Below are 19,979 nucleotides of genomic sequence, written 5' to 3'. Positions count from 1 at the left end.
GATCAGCGCAAGCTCAGGAACAATTCCGTGGCACCGATACCCACCAGGGGAATGATCAAGAATACGCCAAAAAGGAACAGGAACGCGTAACTGGGTTTACGACCGGCCAATCCACCGTACCAGATGGCCACCCGCAAGGGGATGCGTCGCAGCGGATACCAGATGGCGGTGCCCGTGAGATTGAACATCACATGGAACAGGGCCACCGTCATGGCTGCGGCCATGGGGTTGGCGGTGGCCGCCAGCACACTGGTGACCGTGGTGCCCAGGTTGGCGCCCATCATGAATGGCAGCACGCGGCGGATGCGCACCACCCCGGCCCCCGCCAGAGGCACCATCAGACTGCTGGTGATGGTACTGGACTGCACCAGCACGGTGGACACCAGCCCGACGCTGTAGGCCCGTGGATCGGTGCGGAAGAAATAATTGCGGAACAGCCCGTCCACGTGGCGCAGCAGGGCACCCCGCAGATTCTTGACCATAAGGATCAGGGCGATGAACATCAAGACCAGCCCCAGTGCCGCCACCACCAGTCCCTCGCTGGTGGCGGTGGAAGTCATGCTCGCGCCAATGAAATCCACGGTGTTGACCACCGGCGCGGTGATCACCTTGACCGGACTATCGGGGCGGGCCACCTCTTCCAGACCGATCACACCGCTCAGCCAGGCCGCCGCCTGAGTGAAGATGCCACGGCCGGTTTCATGGAACCAGCCGGTGATCCATTCCACGGGGAAGATGACCATGACGGTGAGGATGTTGAAGAAGTCATGGAGCAGCGCGGCAGTGAAGGAGCGGCGAAAATTCCGGCGGATGCGAATGTTGGCCAGGGCCACGATCACGCCGGTGACGGCGGTGCCGATATTGGCCCCCATGATGGCAAAGACCCCGGTGCCCAGCGACATCTCGCCGGTAGCCACCAGGGTCACGATGAGCGCCGAGGTGAACGAGGAGCTCTGCACGATCATGGTGACCAGCACCCCGGCCAGCAGGGCGATGAAAGGGTTTTCCCCGTAGGCAAAGGCCCGCTCGAGGAAGTCGCTCTCGCCGCCGAAGGTGCCCATGCCGCTTCCCAGGACGTTCAACGCCGCCAGGAACAGATAAAGGCAGATCCCGGCATAGATCCCGCGCATCCAGGCGGGAACTTCCCGTTGTGGCGTGCGGGTCAAGGCAGGCGTATCCGGAAAGGGAGTGTGTTTCTTGAACATCTGGAGTTTCCTAAATCCACGATTTCCGTAGGGTCGGAAAGGCATGCGAAACGCTGCGGGCGCTGAGGCGGCGGCGAATGGCGAGGGCCTGACACGCGATGACTGTCGGACGATGCCGGCGTCATGTCATGGACTGATGATGTGGATCCTGGATGAGGTGGGAATCAAGGCCCGCAGATGCTGGAACTCGCGGCATGAAAGGGTCTCCGAGGCGTCGGGAAGGTGCATGTTTTAGGCAGCCTGGCGTCTGAATCCGGATCTGGCCGGCATTGTAACGGAAGTGTCACGGCGGGAGGGAGTCGAGTGTGGTTTTTGTGCCGAACTGTGAGGTCAGGCCGGGCACGGTGGGAGCCGGCCTGTGGGGGCCGGCCTTGCCGGCGAAGCGCTGCGGTAGCAGCGCCCTGCCATGTGGCTGCCGCTTTCGCGGGCAAGGCCCGCTCCCACAGAGAGGCCTCATCCCACAGAGAGGCCTCATCCCACAGGGAGGCCAGTTACAAGGGAAGGGCTGCACTCATGACAGGGTGTTGCTGGATGGGGGTTTTTGGAGCGTGCGGTTGAGGGGGAAGTGGCAGGTGAAGGTGCTGCCCTGGTCGGGGATGCTCTGGATGTGGAGGGTGGCGCCGTGCCTTTGCAGCACGTGCTTGACGATGGCCAGTCCCAGGCCCGTACCGCCGCTGGCTCGGCTGCGATCCGACTCCACGCGGTAGAAACGCTCGGTGACACGGGAAATCTGCCCTTGGGGGATGCCGATGCCGGTGTCTTCCACCTGGAAGCGGGCGCCCTCGGCGTCGGCAAACCAGCGCAGGGTGATGGTGCCGCCATCGGGAGTGTAGCGGATGGCATTGGTCACCAGATTGGAAAAGGCACTCTGCAACTCACTGCGGGCACCGCGCAGCCACAGCCCGGCCTCGACCTCCACATGGACGGTCAGATCCCGCTCCGCCACCAGCATGTGGGCATCTTCCTCGATGGCCCCGATCAAGGCCGGCACCGGCACCGCCGTCTGCTCGGCCACGGTATCCTCCCGGGTCTCCAGGTGTGAAAGCGTGAGCAGATCGTCGATGATCCGGCGCATCCGCTCCGCCTGGGTTTCCACGGATTGCAGGGTGCGATGCACCTCCGGGGCCAGCGTCGGGTCGTCCACCAGGGTTTCCACATACCCGGCGATCACCGTGAGCGGCGTGCGCAACTCATGGGAGACGTTGGCCACGAAGTCCCGGCGCATGGACTCCAGGCGATGGATGCGCGTGACATCCCGCACTGTCAACAGTAACTGCCCATCACCATAGGCCACGACGCGAGCCGAAAGCTGTACCTGCCGGTCAGGCAGGCGCGGCATCTCCAGGGACTGGGTGTAAACGCCCCCTTCCAGATAGGCAATGAAACGGGGCTCCCGCAGCAGATGCGTGATGGGTCGTCCCACGTCCCCGGGTTGCTGCAGCCTCAGCAACTCTCCGGCAGCCTCGTTGAACCATTCGATCTCATAGCGCTTGCCCAGGATCACGGTGGCATCGGGCACGGCCGCGCTGGACTCATGGAAACGATTGAGCAGCCTGGCGATCTTCTTCTTGCGCTTGCGGCTGCGCTGGTGCAGGCGGTAAAGATCATAGGTGAGGTCATGCCAGATCCCGGAGGTATCCGGTGGATCACTGCGCTTGCCCAGGCGCACCCAGCGGTGGAACCGCCACAACTGGAAGACATGCCAGCCCAGGAAACCAAGCACTGCCAGGAACAGGGTGGCAAACACATGGCCGACCCACCAACCAATCATCGCCCCGGCCGTCAGCACGGCGCCAAACCGCCACGCCTCCAGTTTCCATGGATGGGGATCGCGGATCATGACATCGCTCCATGCATCACGGGCACTAAACCGTCACCCCTGCTGGGAGAAGCGGTAACCGGCGCCGCGCACCGTTTGCACATAGCGATCACAGCCATGTGGGCTCAGGGCCTTTCGCAACCGAAGGATGTGAACATCCACGGTACGCTCCTCCACGTAGGTATTGCGGCCCCACACCCGATCCAGAAGTTGCGAGCGCGAATAGACCCGCTCGGGGTGCGTCATGAAGAAATGCAGCAGGCGGAACTCGGTGGGACCAATCTCCAGGGGCTTGTCGTTTGCCATCACCCGGTGACTGGCGGGGTCCAGCGTGAGCCCGTCAACGCTCAGGGGCTTGGCCTGCTCTTCCGGCAGACTGCGACGCAGCACCGCCTTGATCCGGGCCACCAGCTCCCGGGGCGAAAAGGGTTTGGTGATGTAGTCATCGATACCCGCATCCAGTGCACCCACCTTGTCGTCCTCCTCGCCACGGGCGGTGAGCATGATGATGGGCACCTCGCGGGTGTAGTCCTCTCGCTTGAGGCGGCGGGCCAGTTCGATGCCGCTCACACCGGGGAGCATCCAATCCACCACGATCAGATCCGGCACCCGATCCGCCAGACGGGCATGCGCCTCGTGCGCATCACCGGCCTCGTCCATCTGGAATCCGGCACGGGTCAGCGCGAAGCCGACCATTTCACGGATGGCCGGCTCATCTTCCACGACCAGGATGGTCTTTTCATTCATGGTCTGCGATCCACGGTCAACTTGATGAGCGCCATTAGAGCGGATCTTTGTTACATGTTGGTGACAAGATGACGGACCGATGAAGATCCGGTTTCAGTGCAAGTTCACGCCCTGACTCGACCTGCCCCGCCTGCATTGAATACACTATCAGGCTGCCGCACACCTGCGGCCCGGGTATCCGGCTTTGGAGTAGGTCATGAGACGCGTCATATTCAACCAAAAAGGCGGGGTGGGTAAGTCCACCATCACCTGCAACCTGGCGGCCATCAGCGCCGCTTACGGCCTGCGCACCCTGGTGGTGGACCTGGACCCCCAGGGCAACTCCAGCCAGTATCTGCTGGGGCCTGCCTTTACCGAATGCGAACACACGGTAGTGGACTTCTTCGCCGGCACCCTCGGTGGCGGTTTCAGCTTCAAGTCACGCAAGCCGGTGGACCTGATCCCCTTGCAGACCCCCTTTGAGGAACTGCACATCGTACCGGCCAACCGGGAACTGGAGAACCTCCAGGGCAAGCTGGAATCCCGCTACAAGATCTACAAGCTGCGCGATGCCCTGCAGGGGATTGCCGATCGCTACGACGCGGTCTTCATCGACACCCCACCGGCCCTGAACTTCTTTACGCGATCTGCCCTGATTGCAGCGGATCGCTGCCTGATCCCCTTCGATTGCGACGATTTTTCCCGGCGCGCCCTGTATGAACTGTTGGATAACGTGCGCGAGATCCAGGAGGATCACAACGAGCAACTGATGGTGGAAGGGATCATCGTCAACCAGTTCCAGTCCAACGCGAACCTTCCCCGGGCGGTGGTGGACGAACTCATCACCGAGAACCTGCCGGTGCTGGGCAGTTATCTCTCCGCCTCGGTGAAGGTACGTGAATCCCATCAGGCGGCCCAGCCGCTGATCCACATGGCCCCCAATCACAAGCTTACCGGGGAATACGTGGCCCTCTATCGGCTACTGAACGGCGAGGCCGTGGAGCCCGCCTGAGGCGGGCGCCAGGGGCCCTGCCCTATTTGCGGGACTCCTTGAGGAAGTAAAGCCCCAGGCCGATGAAGATCCCGCCGATCACCAGGGCCGCCGTACCGCCGATCCCCTGCCCCTCACCCACCGTGAGACGACTGATCCAGATCTCGCCGCCAAACAGGGCGAAGCCGCCCACGCCCAGGAGCAGCAGGCCGATCACCACCAGGCCCGTGTCGGTCTTCTTGCGTCGTGTCATCGGTGTTCTTCCCCCTTATTCCCGTTGGCGGCGCACGGTGATGGTCTCACCCCCCACGCCCCAGTTGTCCGTCTCCACCTCGTCGATCACCACCACGGTGGTGTTGGGGTTCTTGTCCAGCACATCCACCAGCAACTGCGTGGCGCCGCGGATGAGTTCCGCCTTCTGCTCGGGGGTCGCTCCTTCGCGGGTGATCTTGATGTTGACATAGGGCATGAATCAGGACTCCAGGGTGGGCATGATGGGAAAGCCTCCGTGTCGCCCCCGGCGCTCGGGGGTGGTCACGTTCGGTGCTCTGCCTGTATGTTGAGCGTGTTGAGAGAGTACCAAACCGAACCTACCTGAACACAACAAGGAGTGACATCATGGGCATCGAAGTGGGTGGCCTGCTGGGTCTCGTACTGCTGATCGCGGTGATCTGGGCAATCGTGAGTACCGTTCAAAGCCGCGCAGGAACCGGAACCAAGGTCCTGTGGATCGTGTTGATTGTCCTGCTGCCGCTGATCGGCTTCATCCTCTGGCTGCTGCTGGGGCCGAAGGCGGGGCGCTGACCGCCTGAGTCATCCCTCACCTGGCCCTATGCCCGACCCTTCTTCCCACCGCATGGTGGAGTCTGGAGGGTAGAAAGGAGCATTGAGCCCCTCTCCCGCTGGCGGGAGAGGGATTGGGGTGAGGGCCGTCCAGGGAGGAGGGAGTTTCATCCCCTACCGGCGCCTTGTTCGTCCAGCCTGCCCGCGACCTCTGCCTGCTGCAGGGCGCCCTGAGGCCTTGGGCTGGCCCTTCCGAGCGGGCGTCACACCCCTGCCACGACGCCTACCCTCCCCCGACTGTCCCGTCCCCTCCGGCTGATAGCGGGGCACCAGGTGACGCTTGCCATTGCCGATGAGGTCCGCTCGACCCATGTCCTGCAGGGCCTTGCGCAAAAGCGGCCAGTTTTCCGGGTCGTGGTATCGCAAAAAGGCCTTGTGCAGCCGTCGCTGGCGCAGGCCACGGGCATTGCTGACCACCTCGCCCCCCTCGCGCCGAATGGGCTTGAGGGGATTTTTGCCCGTGTGATACATGGTGGTGGCCAGGGCCATGGGGCCAGGGAGAAAGCCCTGCACCTGGTCCGGACGAAAGCCGTTGCGCTTGAGCCACACAGCCAGGTGCAGCATGTCCTGGTCCGTGGTGCCCGGGTGGGCGGCAATGAAGTACGGCACCAGGTACTGCTCCTTGCCCGCCTCCCGGGTGTAGTGATCGAACAGGGCCTTGAAACGCTCGTAGACATCCATGCCCGGTTTCATCATCTTGGACAGGGGGCCACTCTCGGTGTGTTCCGGGGCAATCTTGAGATAACCGCCCACGTGATGGGTGACCAGTTCCTTCACGTACTCCTTGGAAAGCACCGCCAGGTCGTATCGCACCCCCGAGGCCACCAGGACCTTCTTCACGCCAGGGCGCTGACGAATGCGGCGATACAGGCTGATCAGGGGACCGTGATCCGTGTTCAGATTGGAGCAGATGCGCGGGTAGACGCAGGACAGGCGCCGGCAGCGGGCCTCGATGGCCTTGTCCTTGCAGCCCAGCTGATACATGTTGGCCGTGGGTCCACCCAGGTCGGAGATGATGCCGGTGAATCCCTCCACCCGGTCACGGATCTCGTCCACCTCGCGGACGATGGAGTCCTCGGAGCGGGACTGGATGATGCGCCCCTCGTGCTCGGTGATGGAGCAGAAGGTGCAGCCGCCAAAGCAACCCCGCATGATGTTGACGGAGAAGCGGATCATCTCCCAGGCGGGGATGCGCGCCCCCCGGTAGGCGGGATGCGGAGCCCGGGCGAAGGGCAGATCGAACAGGGTATCCAGCTCCGCCGTGGTCAGCGGAATGGGGGGCGGATTGACCCACAGATCCCGATCCCCATGTCCCTGGACCAGGGCGCGGGCGTTGCCCGGATTGGTCTCCAGGTGCAGCAGGCGGGCCGCATGGGCGTACAGGGCCGGATCGCCCGTGACGGCATCCCACTGGGGCAGACGGATGACGGTGCTCTCCCGTGGATGGGCGGCCACCGCCCGACGCTGCACCCGCACCACCTGGGCACCGGTGCCCGCCCGCCAGGCCACGGCCTGTCCAGGGCCACAATGTTCCGGGATGTCCTCGCAGTAGGGATCGCGGTGTCGGTCCACCGGGCCGGGTCGGTCCAGCAGGGTGGAATCCAGTTCCTGCCACCCATCCAGCAGGCCATCACTGAGAAACGCAGTACCCCGCAGATCCCGGAGGCTGCGCGGATGTTCGCCGCCGGCAATGCGATGCGCCGCCTCCACCAGGGCCCGCTCGGCATTGCCATACAGCAGCAGATCCGCCTTGGAGTCCAGCAGCACCGAGCGACGCACCTTGTCGGACCAGTAATCGTAATGGGCCACCCGCCGCAGGCTGGCCTCGATGCCGCCGATGATGATGGGCACATCCCGATGGGCCTCGCGTACCCGCTGGCTGTAGACGATCACCGCCCGGTCCGGGCGTCGCCCGCCCTCGTCATCGGGGCTGTAGGCATCGTTGCGGCGAATGCGGCGGTCGGCGGTGTAGCGGTTCACCATGGAATCCATGTTGCCCGCGGTGATGCCAAAGAACAGGTTCGGCGGTCCCAGGGCCTTGAAAGGGTCGGCGGAGCGCCAGTCGGGCTGGGCGATCACGCCCACCCGAAACCCCTGGGCCTCCAGCAGCCGACCGATGATGGCCACGCCGAAGCTGGGATGATCCACATAGGCATCGCCGGTGACCAGGATCACGTCGCAGCTATCCCAGCCCAGTTCGTCCATTTCGGCACGGGACATGGGCAGAAAGGGGGCCACGCCGAAACGCGCAGCCCAGTAGGGCCGATAGGAGAACAGCGGTTTGGGCGGTGCGGTCAGCGACATCATGGACAAATGGGCTTCACTCGTCCTCGCCCAGACGGATCTCCTGGCGCCGCCCGGTGGTGCGCATGGCGTAATCCACCGCCTCGTTCACCTGGGAGCTGATCAGCTCCCAGTCCTCGTCGGTGAGCCGCGTGGTCAGATCCACGGAAAAACGCACATACCGCGGCGGCAGCCGGTTGAGGGCCACGCAGGCCAGATCGTCCATGTGGGTGGTGTCCAGGGCATCCCCAAGCTCCAGCAGCACATGGCGAATCCGGTCGTAAACCAGGTGTTCGTAGTAGTTCTGTATGTTGCCGATCATGCGTTCGCTCCTCGAAACGTCGTTCAAGCCACGGTCTCTGTCGAGACATCGAGTCTCTTGGCCCATCCATCTCTCAAAACCCAGCGGTACCTGTCTTGTATTCTGACAGGACTTGAGCCGTTTGACTGCACGATGCGGGGCCAATCGTCATCCGTTGGCATGCAGCCAGTCGAGAATCCCATCCTGTATCCGGGTGCCCCGCCAGTGCTGCAACCCGGGGTGATTGATCATGAGCACCACGATGCGGTCCTCTCCCCGGGCGGTGCGCAGGTAACCGGCCACCGCCGAGACCCCATTGAGATACCCGGTCTTCATGCGCATGTCCCCCGCCCCTGGGGCATCCACGAAGCGCCGGCGCAAGGTGCCATCCTCGCCGGAAACGGCCAGGGAGGACAGATATTCGGGCATATAGGGGCTGTTTCGACCCACTTGCAGCACCTGAGCCAGCTGCCGGGCGGTGATGCGGTTGCTGCGCGAGAGACCGGCGGCGTTGTCCAGCTCCAGGCCCAGGGTATCCACCCCGTTGCGGGCCAGCATGGCCCGGATGGCCGCATGCCCCTTGTCCACGGTGGCCGGACCCTCGTACACCGCCACCCCCAGGGCCAGCTTGAGCTGCCGGGTCATGACATTGTTGCTGTACTTGTTGATCAGACGAATCAGGTCACCCAAGGGAGGGGATTCATGCACCACCCGGGGCTTGGCATCCTTGTGCGGTAGCGTGCCAACACGCCAGTTGCCATCAAGCGTCCCGCCCCATTGCTCCCAGAGTTCGCTGAACAGGCCGTGGGCATAGGCCTCGGGAGCCAGGGCCGTGCGCAGCAGGCTGTACTGATCGCACCCCCGGGGGAAGCTCCCCTCCAGGCGCACGCGACCCGCATCCTCCACGTGATAGGCCACGCCGCGCTGATACCCCTCGCAGGGCCCCGCTGCCAGGCGCAGGCGGTTATCCAGTTGCAAACGCGACAGCGGGGGGTCGGTGGTCACCTGCACCGAACGACCATCCTCCGCAGGACGAAACTCGAAACGGACGGCATTGAAATTCATCAGCAGGGCATGAGGCGGCTGGTTGTAGGCCCGGAAGGCCTGGCCATCGAACTCACCCGGATCTTCCGGGGCCACATCGTAATGACTGAGATCAAAGACCAGATCCCCTTCGATGCGCTCGATGCCGCTGCGCCTGAGGGCCCCTGCCAGCTTCCACACCTGCTCGGTCACCAGGAAGGGATCGCCGCCGCCAAGCACGTAAAGGTCGCCCTTGAGCACGCCGTTTTCCACCGGTGCAAAGGTGTGCAGGTGCGTCTCCCAGCGATGCGCGGGGCCCAGGATGTCCAGGGCCGCCAGCGTGGTGACCAACTTCATGGTGGAGGCCGGATTGCGGGGCATGTCCACCCGGTGGGCGATCGTGGGGGATGCCCCCGGAGGCTGCACCCAGAGGCTGACCGCGTCCTGGGGCACGCCGTGGCGTTCCAGCACCTGGACAATGGCATGAGGCAGACCGGCAGAGGCGGTTGATGACCCCAGGGCCATCATCAGCAGCAACACTGACAGTCGAAAAAGGAGATGGGATCTCGCGGGGATCATGATGGCCATGGGTGCAATGGAAGTGGAAGGTTCTTGAGGTCATTATTCTACTCCGACCGCGAACTCAGTAAGATGGTGGGTTACCAACCGTCGTCATACCGCCCATCGTCATACCGCCGGAGCCATTGCATGTCCGTCATCCGCCAGGAAGACCTGATCCAGAGCATTGCAGACGCCTTCCAGTTCATCAGCTATTACCACCCCAAGGATTACATCCAGGCCCTCACCCAGGCCTACGAGCGTGAACAGTCCCCCGCGGCGAAAGACGCCATGGCCCAGATCCTGGTGAACTCCCGGATGTGCGCCCAGGGACACCGCCCCATCTGTCAGGACACCGGCATTGCCCTGGTGTTCCTCAAGATCGGGATGAACGTGCGCTGGGAGGCGACGATGAGTGTTCAGGAAATGGTGGATGAGGGCGTGCGCCGCGCCTATACCGATCCCGACAACACCCTGCGCGCCTCGGTGCTGCTGGATCCCGCCGGCGAGCGCCGCAACTCAAAGGACAACACCCCTGCCGTGGTGCACATGGAGACGGTGCCCGGCGATCACCTGGAGGTGATCTGCGCTGCCAAGGGGGGCGGCTCCGAGAACAAGGCCAAGATGGCCATGCTCAACCCTTCCGACTCCATCGTCGACTGGGTGCTCAAGACCGTCCCCACCATGGGCGCCGGCTGGTGTCCGCCGGGGATTCTGGGTCTGGGCATCGGCGGCACGCCGGAGAAGGCCATGCTCATGGCCAAGGAATCGCTGATGGCCCCCGTGGATGTCCAGGAGCTTCAGGCCCGCGGGCCGGCCAACCGGGTGGAGGAGCTGCGCCTGGAGCTCTATGAGAAGGTGAACGCCCTGGGCATCGGCGCCCAGGGTCTGGGGGGTCTGACCACCGTGGTGGACGTGAAGATCCTGGACTACCCCACCCACGCCGCCTCCCTCCCCGTGGCCATGATCCCCAACTGCGCGGCCACCCGTCATGTGCACTTCCACCTGGACGGCAGCGGTCCGGCACAACTCACCCCACCCGCCCTGGAAGACTGGCCGGAACTGGATTACGACCCCAGCAAAGGCAAGCGCGTTGATCTGGACAGCATCACCCCCGAAGAGGTGGCCAGCTGGCAGCCGGGTGATGTGCTGCTGCTCAATGGCCGCCTGCTCACCGGACGGGACGCCGCCCACAAGCGTCTCACCCAGATGCTGGATGCAGGAGAAACCCTGCCGGTGGATTTCACCAACCGCTTCATCTACTACGTGGGCCCCGTCGACCCGGTACGCGACGAGGTGATGGGTCCGGCCGGCCCCACCACCGCCACACGCATGGACAAGTTCACCCGCCAGATGCTGGAGCAGACCGGACTTCTGGGCATGGTGGGCAAGGCCGAGCGCGGCCCCACCGCCGTGGAGGCCATCCGTGACAACAAGGCCGTGTACCTGATGGCCGTGGGCGGTGCCGCCTACCTGGTGTCCAAGGCCATCAAGGCCTCCCGGGTGGTGGCCTTCGAGGATCTGGGCATGGAGGCCATCTACGAGTTCGAGGTCAAGGACATGCCGGTCACCGTGGCCGTGGACAGCCAGGGCACCTCCGTGCATGAAACCGGTCCCAAGGAGTGGCGCATCCGGATCGAGCAGGCCTGACGGGCCGGATGCCGACACCAAATCCAACGCACACCGATCACAACCCGGAAGGACACGCCCCATGCAGCTTCGAGTGCTCGACTTCGGATCCCAGCCCGCCCTGCGATCCCAAGCGGTGTATCACGGCATTGCCCACCATATGCAACCCGGCGACACGCCGGTGCTCACCCTGGTGAATCCCTCATCACCCTATGTCTGCGTGGGTCTGCATCAGGACGTGACCCTCGAGGTGGACGAGGACTACTGTCGGGAGCATCAACTGCCGATCATCCGTCGCCATGTGGGCGGCGGAGCCGTGTTTCTGGACCAGAATCAACTCTTCTTCCACTTCATCTACCCCGCCGGGAAGGCCCCACGGCGGGTCAGCGACATCTATTCACATTTCATTGAGCCGGTGATCCAGACCTATCACCGACTGGGCGTGCAGGCGATCTTTCGCCCGGTGAACGACATCCATGTGGACGGTCGCAAGATCGGCGGCACCGGCGCCGCCTCCATCGGGGATGCCACCCTCATGGTGGGCAGTTTCATGTTCGATTTCGACGTGGATACCATGTCCCGGTGCCTGAAGGTGCCCTCGGAGAAGTTCCGCGACAAGCTGCGGGCCGGCATGTCCGACTACATCACCACCCTCACCCGGGAACTGGACACGCCCCCCTCACGGGAGACGGTGATCAAGACCTTCATGGAGGAACTGGCCATCCATCTGCAGGTGGACCCGGTGATGGATCAGGCCACGCAGGACGAGGAGGCGGCCATTGCCAGGCAGGAAAGGGAATTGCAGGACCCCGAGTGGACCTACCAGAAGGGGCGTCGATTCATCGAGCGGGGCGTAAAGATCTCCGCCGACACCCACCTGGCCGAAGGCGCCTTCAAGGCCCCCGGCGGCTTGATCCGCAGCCGTCTGCTGGCCAAGGACGACCACATCGTGGACCTGTCCCTGAGCGGGGATTTCACAGTCTTCCCGGAGGACGGCATGCAGCGCCTGGCCGACGCCCTCAAGGGCGTACCCCTCACTCAGGACTCACTCCAGGGCGCCACCCAGCAGGCCATGACCGATGTGGCCCTGGACATCCCCGGCGTCACCCACGTGGATATCGCCACCGCCATCACCGCCGCCTTCCGGGGCAGCTGACAAAGGGAGTTTTCCAATCCCCGCTTACCATGCTCGCCCGTGGGAGCGGCCCTCGGCCGCGAGGCCCATGCCGAAGACAACGCGCATGGCAATCCCCCCTTCGCGGGCAGGCCCGCTCCCGCAAAAACGACTCACCGTGGAGAAACGGAACCTGCTGGGCCGGGGCAAACAAAACGCCCGCCCTTTACTCTACTCTTCCGGGGGGCCCCCGGGCCCTTCGGCGACGCCGTAGAACCGAGCCACGCGCACCGCGAAATCATAGATGGGCTCGGGTCTCGGCGCGTCCGGCATGCCTTCCACAATGCGGCGACCGTCCGCCAGGTGCATGCAGACCACGTAACGATACCCCCGGTTGAAGGGATAGCGCTCGATGCTGATGCGCTGCACACGGGAGAGGTCATGCTCCAGCAACGGGTTACGACCGACAAGTCGCTGCTTCTCGATGGCCACATGGGCCGGCGAATGCCGGAACCGGTACAGGGTGAAGGGCGACAGGCGCCACAGGGCATAGAAAGACATGCCGCCCAAGGCGATCAGGATGGCGAGATTGGCCAACGGAGGGGGGTAGCCATCCAGGAACTGGCGCAGATAGATCGTGCCATACACCACCATGGCCACGATGGGCATGGCCTGCAGCAACATGGCCATGGGGTCGGGGTGACGAATTACCATGAACGAAGAATTCCCTCACAGATCAGGATCACCCGGCCGGGCCGGGACGAAACGTCGATACCTTCCAGCATCATGAGCGACCGGCGATCTCATTCATGGCGTGTTCAATGCGCGGATACAGGAAACTGTAACCGCCCTCCTCCTGCACCTTGCGCCCGGAAATGGCCTGGGAATCCAGAACGATATCCGCCATTTCTCCCATGGTGGCCCGCAGCATGAAGGCCGGAGCAGGCAGCAGGGCCGGACGGCCCAGGGCCTTGGCAAAAGCCTTGGAGAACTCCCGATTGGTCACCGGATGGGGAGCCACGGCGTTGTAGACCCCGCGCATCGAATCCTCCTTGAGGGCCCGGGAGAGAATCCCGGCCAGGTCATCCACATGGATCCAGCTCATCATCTGGGAACCATCGGAGACCGGCCCACCCAGCCCGGCCTTGAAGATGGGCATGAGACGGCCGATCACACCACCCCCCCGTCCCAGCACCACACCGATGCGCACGATGACCAGCCGCGTGCCCTCGTTCACACGCTCGGCCTCCGCCTCCCACTTCTGGCAGATCTCCGACATGAAGCCGGCGGCGGGCTCGCTTTCCTCCTCCAGCGGCTCCGGCTGGTTCACCGGGTAGTAACCAATGGCCGAAGCAGACACCAGGGCACGGCACTGGGGCGCATGCGCATTGATGCCCTCCACCAGGGCGCGGGTGGGTTCCACGCGTGAGTTGATGATCTTCTTTTTCTGTTGGGCGCTCCAGCGCTTGCTGGCAATGCTCTCACCCACCAGGTTCACGGCGGCCTCAACGCCCTGAAAGGCATCCGGGGGAATGGGAGAACGGGTGTCCCATTCGATGATGCGGAAGGTATCCATGCCCAGCTTGCGCCGGGCCTTCTCGGCATTGCGGGTGAGCACCACGAACTCGTGTCCCTGGGGCTGCATGCGGGCGATCAGCCGCGAACCGACGAAACCGGTCCCGCCGGTGATGAGTATTCTCATATAGCCTCCATGTGCTTGGGTCAGCGGGGGGCCGCGCCCCCCTGGTGTTACTTGTCCTTGTTCTCCCGGGCCTTCTCGTCCTTGCGGCGCTCTCGCTCTTCCCGATCGCGGCGCAGGGAGATGAACTGCCAGATACCAAAGGCAGCGACCACAGCAATGATCAATAGGCCTTCAAGGGCCTTGATGTCCGAACCCTCACCCATGGTCTGTCTCTCCTCAACTGGTATGGTCTGAAGCTACGCCGCGCCCCGTGGCCGGGTCAATCCCCGCGATTGCCCCCACCCTGCCCCTTGAGCAGATCCCCGAGGGCGGCGAAGGGATTATGGGTGGCCCCCTGGCCAGGACCATCCCCCTGCCCGCCACCATGACCACTCATGGCCTCGGTGAGGCGCTGATGCTCGTTATCGTGACAATACACGCACAACAACTCCCAGTTGGAGCCATCGGGCGGGTTGTTATCGTGGTTATGATCGCGATGGTGGACGGTCAGTTCGCGCACGTTCTTGTGATCAAAGGTGCGCCCGCAACGACCGCAGACCCAGGGGTACATCTTCAGGGCCTTGGCCCGGTAGCCCTTTTCCCGATCCTCGCGTTCCCGGTGGCTGTTGGCGACCACCTGATCCAGGCGGCCACCGCCGGATGAATTCACTGCCATGGTCTTGTCCTCGTCAATTCGTGTTGCCCGTGGTGCCGGGCCGGCCACGCCCGCTGCCCGCGCGCCACACCCAGCCATCGGGCCGATTGTAGCCCGTCACCAGGTAGCGCAGGGCCTGAACATCCCGCAGCAGGTGATGAAAACGATCCGCCACCCGGGGCTGGCCGCACAACAGCAGCCGATCGCCCGTCTGGATATCGGTCTCGGGCCCGGGGGTCAGCAAGGCTTCTCCCTCACGTACCCGCATCAGGGGCACGCAATTGAAGGAGTCCCGCCATGCATGGGTGGCATCCAGCAGCGCCCCCAGGGTGACGGACTGCTCCTGGAGCAGCCGGACCAGGGCCGGCGCTGACTTGTCGTTCACGTTCACCAGCCAGACCTCGGGCACCACCTCATCGGTGACGCCGGTGATCCGGCTCAGCAGTTCGTTGGCCCAGTCGTCGTCCTTTTCCCGAGACAACTCCAGAAAGCGGGCCAGCAAGGGGGCGCTCAGGTGCGCCAGAATGGCCTCGGCGATCATCTCGCTGGGGCGCATGATCAGGTCCGGTTTGGCGGCTCTGAAGATGTCCCGGTTATCGTAGTGGTTCTGCCGGGCCACGATGAACAAATCGGGGTTCAGGGCCCGGGCGGTCATCAGGCAGGAAAGATTGTTGGTGTCCTCATCGGTGCCGGCCAGCAGACCCACCGCGTTGGCAACGCCCGCCTGCTGCAGGGTGTCGGCCTCCGTGCCACGACCATGCAGGCTGGGGCCATCGGGATCCGCCCGCTCGGCGAGTTCCTCGATCACCACGGTACCCATGCCCAGGGATTTCATGCCCTGTTTCACTGCCCCTCCCAGACGACCGAACCCCACCAGGATCCAGGTGCCCCGGGGCGGTTCCACGGGCCGCTGCAGGGGCGTATCCGGCACGCTGGTGAGCCATTCCCTCAACAGGTACAGCCCCGGCGACTGCAATGCCAGGGTGAGGCGCTCGCCGAAGGCATCAAAGGGATTGACGATATGATCCGTGCCGAATGAGGCCATGTTGTCCCGGGTGGCGCGGGTGTGGGCGCGGCAAACCACCGGCAGGGTGGGATTGAGCAGCTTGACGGTGATGGCGATCTTCAGATTGGCATCGTCGTTATCCGTGACCGCCAGCACGCCCTGGCACAGGGGATGACGCAGACCGGCAGTACGCAGATGCCTGGACACGCTGGCATCCCCCACCATGGCCGGCACATGACTGCTCAGATCCGTGAGTTCCAGGTCATTGATGCGATCGAGATTCAAGTCGATCACCACTGCCCGCTGCCCCCGGTGCACCAGGGCCTTCACCAGCATGGACCCGGTATCCCCGTAACCGCAGACAATATAGAAAGGCTCCTGCATGCGCCTGACATGGCGCTCGAAGCCCTGATATCGGACGGCCTGCCTGAATGCGGGTTCCTGCACCAGGGCGAGGATCTTGCCGATGGCATACAGCCAGGCAATGATCGTGAGGTAAATGGAGAACATCACCCACAGTCGCTGGGCCTCACTGAAATCACGGGGGACCTCTCCAAAACCGGTGGTGGTGGCTGTGTAGCTGAGAAAATACAGCACATGCAGGATGTCCATGCGCCAGGTCTCGCCGTGCTCATCCACCCCCGGGATCAGCAACAACCCGAGCCCGGCCAGGGTGTAGGCGCCGATGAGAACCAGCAGCGGGGTTCTCATGCGCCGCAGAAAGAGGAAAAGGACCTTGTTCATGGGCGTGTGGGCGTGAGCCTGGAACCGTTGGCCATCAACGCCGCAGGTTCACGGTATCAATGATCACCAGCACCACCGAAACAATGTTGGCCAGCAACGCGCCAGCGGCCAGGGAGACGATACTGGCCATGAACATGGCGTCCATGCCCCCTGCATGCACGTGCACGGCATAGGCCCATACCAGGGCCGCCGCCAGTAACTGCAGGTCCGCCACCAGCGAACTGGCCAGCAGCAGGGCCCCGGTCTGTGTGCGGTCCCCGAACTTGAGAACGGTGGCGATCAGGTTGACGATGATCACGGCGAGCAGTTCGTAGGTATTGTGATGATCGGGATTGTCGAACTCCCCCAGCACGAACCCGAAATTCAGGGTCAGTGCCAGCAGGATGAAGAAACCAAAAAAGACCTTTTCCAGGCTCACCGGGGCGTCCCTTGGGATGGTTTGAGCCCCTATGTTCGGTGTTAATCTTGAAGGGATCAAGCGGCAGATGCGACATGCCAGGGGCATGATCACCACTTGCCGGATATTTGAAGATTGGAGCGGTACCGATGGATTCCAACACCCCGCAGAATGAAGATGACACCCACGAGAGCCCGGCCTGGCACGCCCAGGATCCCGACAAGGTGGTCCGGCATTGGGAGTCCCATGCCGATGGCTTGACCGCACAGGCGGCGGAACAGCGTCTGGAGCAATATGGCCCCAACGAACTGCGCCCGCCGGAAAAAGCCGGCCCGTTGATTCGGTTCTTCCGCCACTTCCACAACATCCTGATCTATATCCTGATGGTGGCTGCCCTGGGCACCGCCCTGCTGGGCCACTGGGTGGACACCGGGGTGATTCTGGCAGTGGTGCTGATCAATACACTGATTGGCTTCGTGCAGGAGGGAAAGGCCGAAAAGGCTCTGGACGCCATCCGCAAGATGCTCTCACCCCGGGCCCTGGTGCTGCGGGATGGTCATCGCCGCGAGGTGGAGGCCAGCAGCCTGGTGCCCGGGGATGTGGTCTATTTGCAGGCGGGCGACAAGGTGCCGGCGGACCTGCGATTGCTGAATGCCAAGAACCTGCGCATCGACGAGGCCGTGCTCACCGGAGAGTCGGTACCGGTGGAGAAGGCGGTGCCACCCGTTGAGAAGGATGCCCCCCTGGGCGATCGCCTCTGCATGGCCTACTCCGGCACCCTGGTCACCTTTGGTCGCGGGCGGGGCCTGGTGGTGGCCACCGGGCAGACCACGGAGGTGGGCCGCATCTCCACCATGCTGGGCGAGGTGGACAGCCTGCAAACGCCGCTGGTACGGCAGATGGAGCAGTTCGGGCGTTGGCTGGCGGGTGTCATCATCGTGGTCGCAGCAGCCACCTTTGCCTTTGGTTACTGGGTTCGCAGCTACCCCCTGGACGAGATGTTCCTCGCCGCCGCCAGCCTGGCGGTCTCCACCATCCCCGAGGGTCTGCCGGCCATCCTGACCATCGCCCTGGCCATCGGTGTGCAGAAGATGGCCCGACGCAATGCCATCATCCGGCGCCTGCCGGCGGTGGAGACCCTGGGCTCGGTGTCCACCATCTGTTCCGACAAGACCGGCACCCTCACCCGCAACGAGATGACCGTCTCCTCACTGCGCAGCCGTGAACGCCATGTGGAGGTGGATGGCGTGGGCTACGCGCCCCAGGGCGGGTTTTCCGAGGACGACCAGGACATCAATCCCGATGACGACCCGGTGCTGGCCCAGGCCCTGAGGGTGGGCCTGCTCTGCAACGATGCCCAGGTATTCGAAAAGGAAGGTCACTGGGTGATGGAGGGGGACCCCACGGAGGGCTCCCTGGTGGTTCTGGCCCGCAAGGCCGGCATGGACCCGCAGACCGAACAGGGACAGATGCCCCGGGTGGATGTAATCCCCTTCGAGTCGGATCACAAGTACATGGCCACCCTGCATCGAGATCACGACGGGCAGGGCGTGATCTACCTCAAGGGTGCGCCGGAGCGCGTGCTGGAGTTGTGTGAGCATGAGCAGACCCGCGATGGGGCACGCCCACTGGAGCGGGCCTGGTGGGAGCAGGCCATGGAAGAAGTGGCCGCCCGGGGTGAGCGCCTGCTCGCCGTGGCGGCGAGAGATGCCCGACCGCACCAGAACGACCTCAATTACAGCCAGGTGGAGGCCGGCGGATTTTCCCTGCTGGCCATCCTGGGCATCATCGACCCGCCCCGGGAGGAAGCCATCCGGGCGGTGGGTCAATCCCTGGAGGCGGGCATCCGGGTGAAGATGATCACTGGCGATCATCTCATCACGGCCCAGGCCGTGGGCGGGTTGCTGGGGATCGGCGGCAAGGACAAGGCCACCGCCATCGCCGGCCACGAACTTGATCACATGACCCCTGAACAACTCAGGGAGACGGCCCGCACGACAGACGTGTTCGCCCGCACCACCCCCGAGCACAAGCTGCGACTGGTGCAGGCCCTGCAGCACGGCGGCAGCATCGTGGCCATGACGGGGGATGGCGTCAACGACGCCCCTGCCCTGAAGCGCGCCGATGTGGGCGTGGCCATGGGCCACAAGGGCACCGAGGCGGCCAAGGAGGCCTCGGAGATGGTGCTGGCCGATGACAACTTCGCCTCCATCGCCCATGCGGTGGAGGAAGGTCGCACGGTGTACGACAACATCCGCAAGGCCATCCTGCACATGCTGCCCACCAATGCCGGGCAGTCCATGACCATCATGATGGCCATCCTCATGGGCCTGGCCTTGCCCCTCACCCCGGTGCAGGTGCTGTGGGTGAACATGGTCACCTCGGTGACGCTGGCCATGGCCCTCGCCTTCGAGCCCAGTGAGCCGGGGGTGATGAAGCGACCACCGCGCAACCCCAATGCCCCGTTGCTATCGGGCTTTCTGCTCTGGCGCATCCCTTTCGTGGCGGTGCTCCTGTGGCTGGGCACCTTTGGGCATTTCGTGTGGATGCAGGAGGTGGTGGGCAGTTCCGAGGAACTGGCGCGCACCGTGGCCATCAACACCCTGGTGGCCGGTCAGGCCTTCTACCTGCTGAATCTGCGCCTGATCTATCAGCCGGTGCTGCGCGGTTGGGCGATCTTCCAGTCCCGCGCCATGTGGCTGGCCATCGGCATCCTGGTGCTGTTGCAACTGGCTTTCACCTATGCCCCGGTGATGAACACCCTGTTCGGCACCACGGCCATCGGCTGGGAAGACTGGGCCCGCATCCTGCTGTTTGGTCTGGTGGTGTTCGTGATCGTGGAACTGGAGAAGACGGTGTTGCGGCGGCTGCCCTGGGTGAACACTGACTAACTCTCATGCACCCAGGTGGTAATGCACCCCAGACGAAGAAAGATACGTCACGAGCCCCTCTCCCCACGGGGGAGAGGGGTTGGGGTGAGGGGCGATGGCCGTTACAGTGCCTA

General features: G+C 63.8%; 19 protein-coding genes. 5 read left to right on the top strand and 14 right to left on the bottom strand.

All coding sequences use genetic code 11. The annotated features are described in order from the left end of the window. Positions 1–2 precede the first annotated feature (2 nt). The 3 genes from ECTHA_RS0111260 to phoB form a co-directional block, all read right to left on the bottom strand. Positions 3–1,205 carry a sodium:phosphate symporter gene (locus tag ECTHA_RS0111260; RefSeq protein ID WP_084306943.1) on the bottom strand — a complete coding sequence of 401 codons (1,203 nt, stop codon included), beginning with the start codon at positions 1,203–1,205 and terminating at the stop codon, positions 3–5. A gap of 511 nt (positions 1,206–1,716) precedes the next feature. Further along, on the bottom strand, positions 1,717–3,045 hold the full coding sequence (gene phoR, locus ECTHA_RS0111255; RefSeq protein ID WP_025282349.1) for a phosphate regulon sensor histidine kinase PhoR: 1,329 nt from the start codon (positions 3,043–3,045) through the stop codon (positions 1,717–1,719). A 33-nt stretch (positions 3,046–3,078) separates the two neighbouring features. Next, positions 3,079–3,771, bottom strand: coding sequence for a phosphate regulon transcriptional regulator PhoB (phoB, locus tag ECTHA_RS0111250; RefSeq protein ID WP_025282350.1), 693 nt, complete (start codon positions 3,769–3,771; stop codon positions 3,079–3,081). A 196-nt stretch (positions 3,772–3,967) separates the two neighbouring features. Here phoB and ECTHA_RS0111245 point away from each other — a divergent pair, with 196 nt between their 5' ends. Next, positions 3,968–4,762, top strand: coding sequence for a ParA family protein (locus tag ECTHA_RS0111245; protein ID WP_025282351.1), 795 nt, complete (start codon positions 3,968–3,970; stop codon positions 4,760–4,762). Positions 4,763–4,784: 22 nt separating this feature from the next. On the opposite strand, the gene ECTHA_RS0111240 is transcribed toward ECTHA_RS0111245, so the two are convergent. Together ECTHA_RS0111240 and ECTHA_RS0111235 are read right to left on the bottom strand one after the other, a co-directional pair. Beyond that, positions 4,785–4,994 carry a hypothetical protein gene (locus tag ECTHA_RS0111240; protein WP_025282352.1) on the bottom strand — a complete coding sequence of 70 codons (210 nt, stop codon included), beginning with the start codon at positions 4,992–4,994 and terminating at the stop codon, positions 4,785–4,787. A gap of 15 nt (positions 4,995–5,009) precedes the next feature. After that, entirely contained in the window at positions 5,010–5,210 is a 201-nt protein-coding gene (locus ECTHA_RS0111235; RefSeq protein WP_025282353.1) for a tautomerase family protein, read from the bottom strand. A 149-nt stretch (positions 5,211–5,359) separates the two neighbouring features. Here ECTHA_RS0111235 and ECTHA_RS0111230 point away from each other — a divergent pair, with 149 nt between their 5' ends. Then, entirely contained in the window at positions 5,360–5,545 is a 186-nt protein-coding gene (locus tag ECTHA_RS0111230) for a PLD nuclease N-terminal domain-containing protein (RefSeq protein ID WP_025282354.1), read from the top strand. A 153-nt stretch (positions 5,546–5,698) separates the two neighbouring features. Here ECTHA_RS0111230 and ECTHA_RS0111225 read toward each other — a convergent pair whose 3' ends face one another. From ECTHA_RS0111225 to dacB, 3 genes are all read right to left on the bottom strand, one after another. Continuing rightward, positions 5,699–7,891, bottom strand: a complete 2,193-nt coding sequence (locus ECTHA_RS0111225; RefSeq protein WP_419397975.1) for a YgiQ family radical SAM protein — start codon at positions 7,889–7,891, stop codon at positions 5,699–5,701. 13 nt (positions 7,892–7,904) lie between these two features. Beyond that, the gene (locus ECTHA_RS0111220) at positions 7,905–8,189 is read right to left on the bottom strand and encodes a late competence development ComFB family protein (RefSeq protein WP_025282356.1); all 285 of its coding nucleotides are present in this window, start codon (positions 8,187–8,189) and stop codon (positions 7,905–7,907) included. 147 nt (positions 8,190–8,336) lie between these two features. Next, positions 8,337–9,731, bottom strand: a complete 1,395-nt coding sequence (dacB, locus tag ECTHA_RS0111215) for a D-alanyl-D-alanine carboxypeptidase/D-alanyl-D-alanine endopeptidase (protein ID WP_238984759.1) — start codon at positions 9,729–9,731, stop codon at positions 8,337–8,339. Between the two features lie 168 nt (positions 9,732–9,899). On the opposite strand from dacB, the gene ECTHA_RS0111210 reads away from it, so the two are divergent. Both ECTHA_RS0111210 and ECTHA_RS0111205 read left to right on the top strand, forming a co-directional pair. After that, the gene (locus tag ECTHA_RS0111210) at positions 9,900–11,399 is read left to right on the top strand and encodes a fumarate hydratase (RefSeq protein ID WP_025282358.1); all 1,500 of its coding nucleotides are present in this window, start codon (positions 9,900–9,902) and stop codon (positions 11,397–11,399) included. 61 nt (positions 11,400–11,460) lie between these two features. Further along, positions 11,461–12,534 (top strand): lipoate--protein ligase, encoded by a 1,074-nt coding sequence (locus ECTHA_RS0111205; RefSeq protein ID WP_025282359.1) that lies wholly within the window; start codon positions 11,461–11,463, stop codon positions 12,532–12,534. Between the two features lie 189 nt (positions 12,535–12,723). Here the strand turns inward: ECTHA_RS0111205 and ECTHA_RS0111200 are convergent, their stop codons facing one another. From ECTHA_RS0111200 to ECTHA_RS0111175, 6 genes are all read right to left on the bottom strand, one after another. After that, positions 12,724–13,206 carry a hypothetical protein gene (locus tag ECTHA_RS0111200; protein WP_128571939.1) on the bottom strand — a complete coding sequence of 161 codons (483 nt, stop codon included), beginning with the start codon at positions 13,204–13,206 and terminating at the stop codon, positions 12,724–12,726. A 70-nt stretch (positions 13,207–13,276) separates the two neighbouring features. After that, positions 13,277–14,194: a TIGR01777 family oxidoreductase gene (locus tag ECTHA_RS0111195; RefSeq protein WP_025282361.1), complete on the bottom strand. Its 918-nt coding sequence runs from the start codon at positions 14,192–14,194 to the stop codon at positions 13,277–13,279. A 47-nt stretch (positions 14,195–14,241) separates the two neighbouring features. Further along, on the bottom strand, positions 14,242–14,397 hold the full coding sequence (locus tag ECTHA_RS19925) for a hypothetical protein (protein ID WP_156946836.1): 156 nt from the start codon (positions 14,395–14,397) through the stop codon (positions 14,242–14,244). A 56-nt stretch (positions 14,398–14,453) separates the two neighbouring features. Beyond that, positions 14,454–14,843 carry a YajD family HNH nuclease gene (locus tag ECTHA_RS0111185; protein WP_025282362.1) on the bottom strand — a complete coding sequence of 130 codons (390 nt, stop codon included), beginning with the start codon at positions 14,841–14,843 and terminating at the stop codon, positions 14,454–14,456. Positions 14,844–14,862: 19 nt separating this feature from the next. Next, positions 14,863–16,578, bottom strand: a complete 1,716-nt coding sequence (locus ECTHA_RS0111180; protein ID WP_025282363.1) for a potassium channel family protein — start codon at positions 16,576–16,578, stop codon at positions 14,863–14,865. A gap of 34 nt (positions 16,579–16,612) precedes the next feature. Continuing rightward, positions 16,613–16,996 carry a DUF6394 family protein gene (locus tag ECTHA_RS0111175; protein WP_025282364.1) on the bottom strand — a complete coding sequence of 128 codons (384 nt, stop codon included), beginning with the start codon at positions 16,994–16,996 and terminating at the stop codon, positions 16,613–16,615. Positions 16,997–17,124: 128 nt separating this feature from the next. Between ECTHA_RS0111175 and ECTHA_RS0111170 the strand changes: the two genes are divergently transcribed. Further along, positions 17,125–19,866, top strand: a complete 2,742-nt coding sequence (locus ECTHA_RS0111170) for a cation-transporting P-type ATPase (protein ID WP_025282365.1) — start codon at positions 17,125–17,127, stop codon at positions 19,864–19,866. Positions 19,867–19,979 lie beyond the last annotated feature (113 nt).

The sequence above is a fragment of the Ectothiorhodospira haloalkaliphila ATCC 51935 genome (genome assembly GCF_000633935.1).
GTDB classification, from domain to species: domain Bacteria; phylum Pseudomonadota; class Gammaproteobacteria; order Ectothiorhodospirales; family Ectothiorhodospiraceae; genus Ectothiorhodospira; species Ectothiorhodospira haloalkaliphila.
The sequence above is the reverse complement of the archived record's forward strand: the minus strand, read 5'-3'. Positions and strand labels throughout refer to the sequence as shown.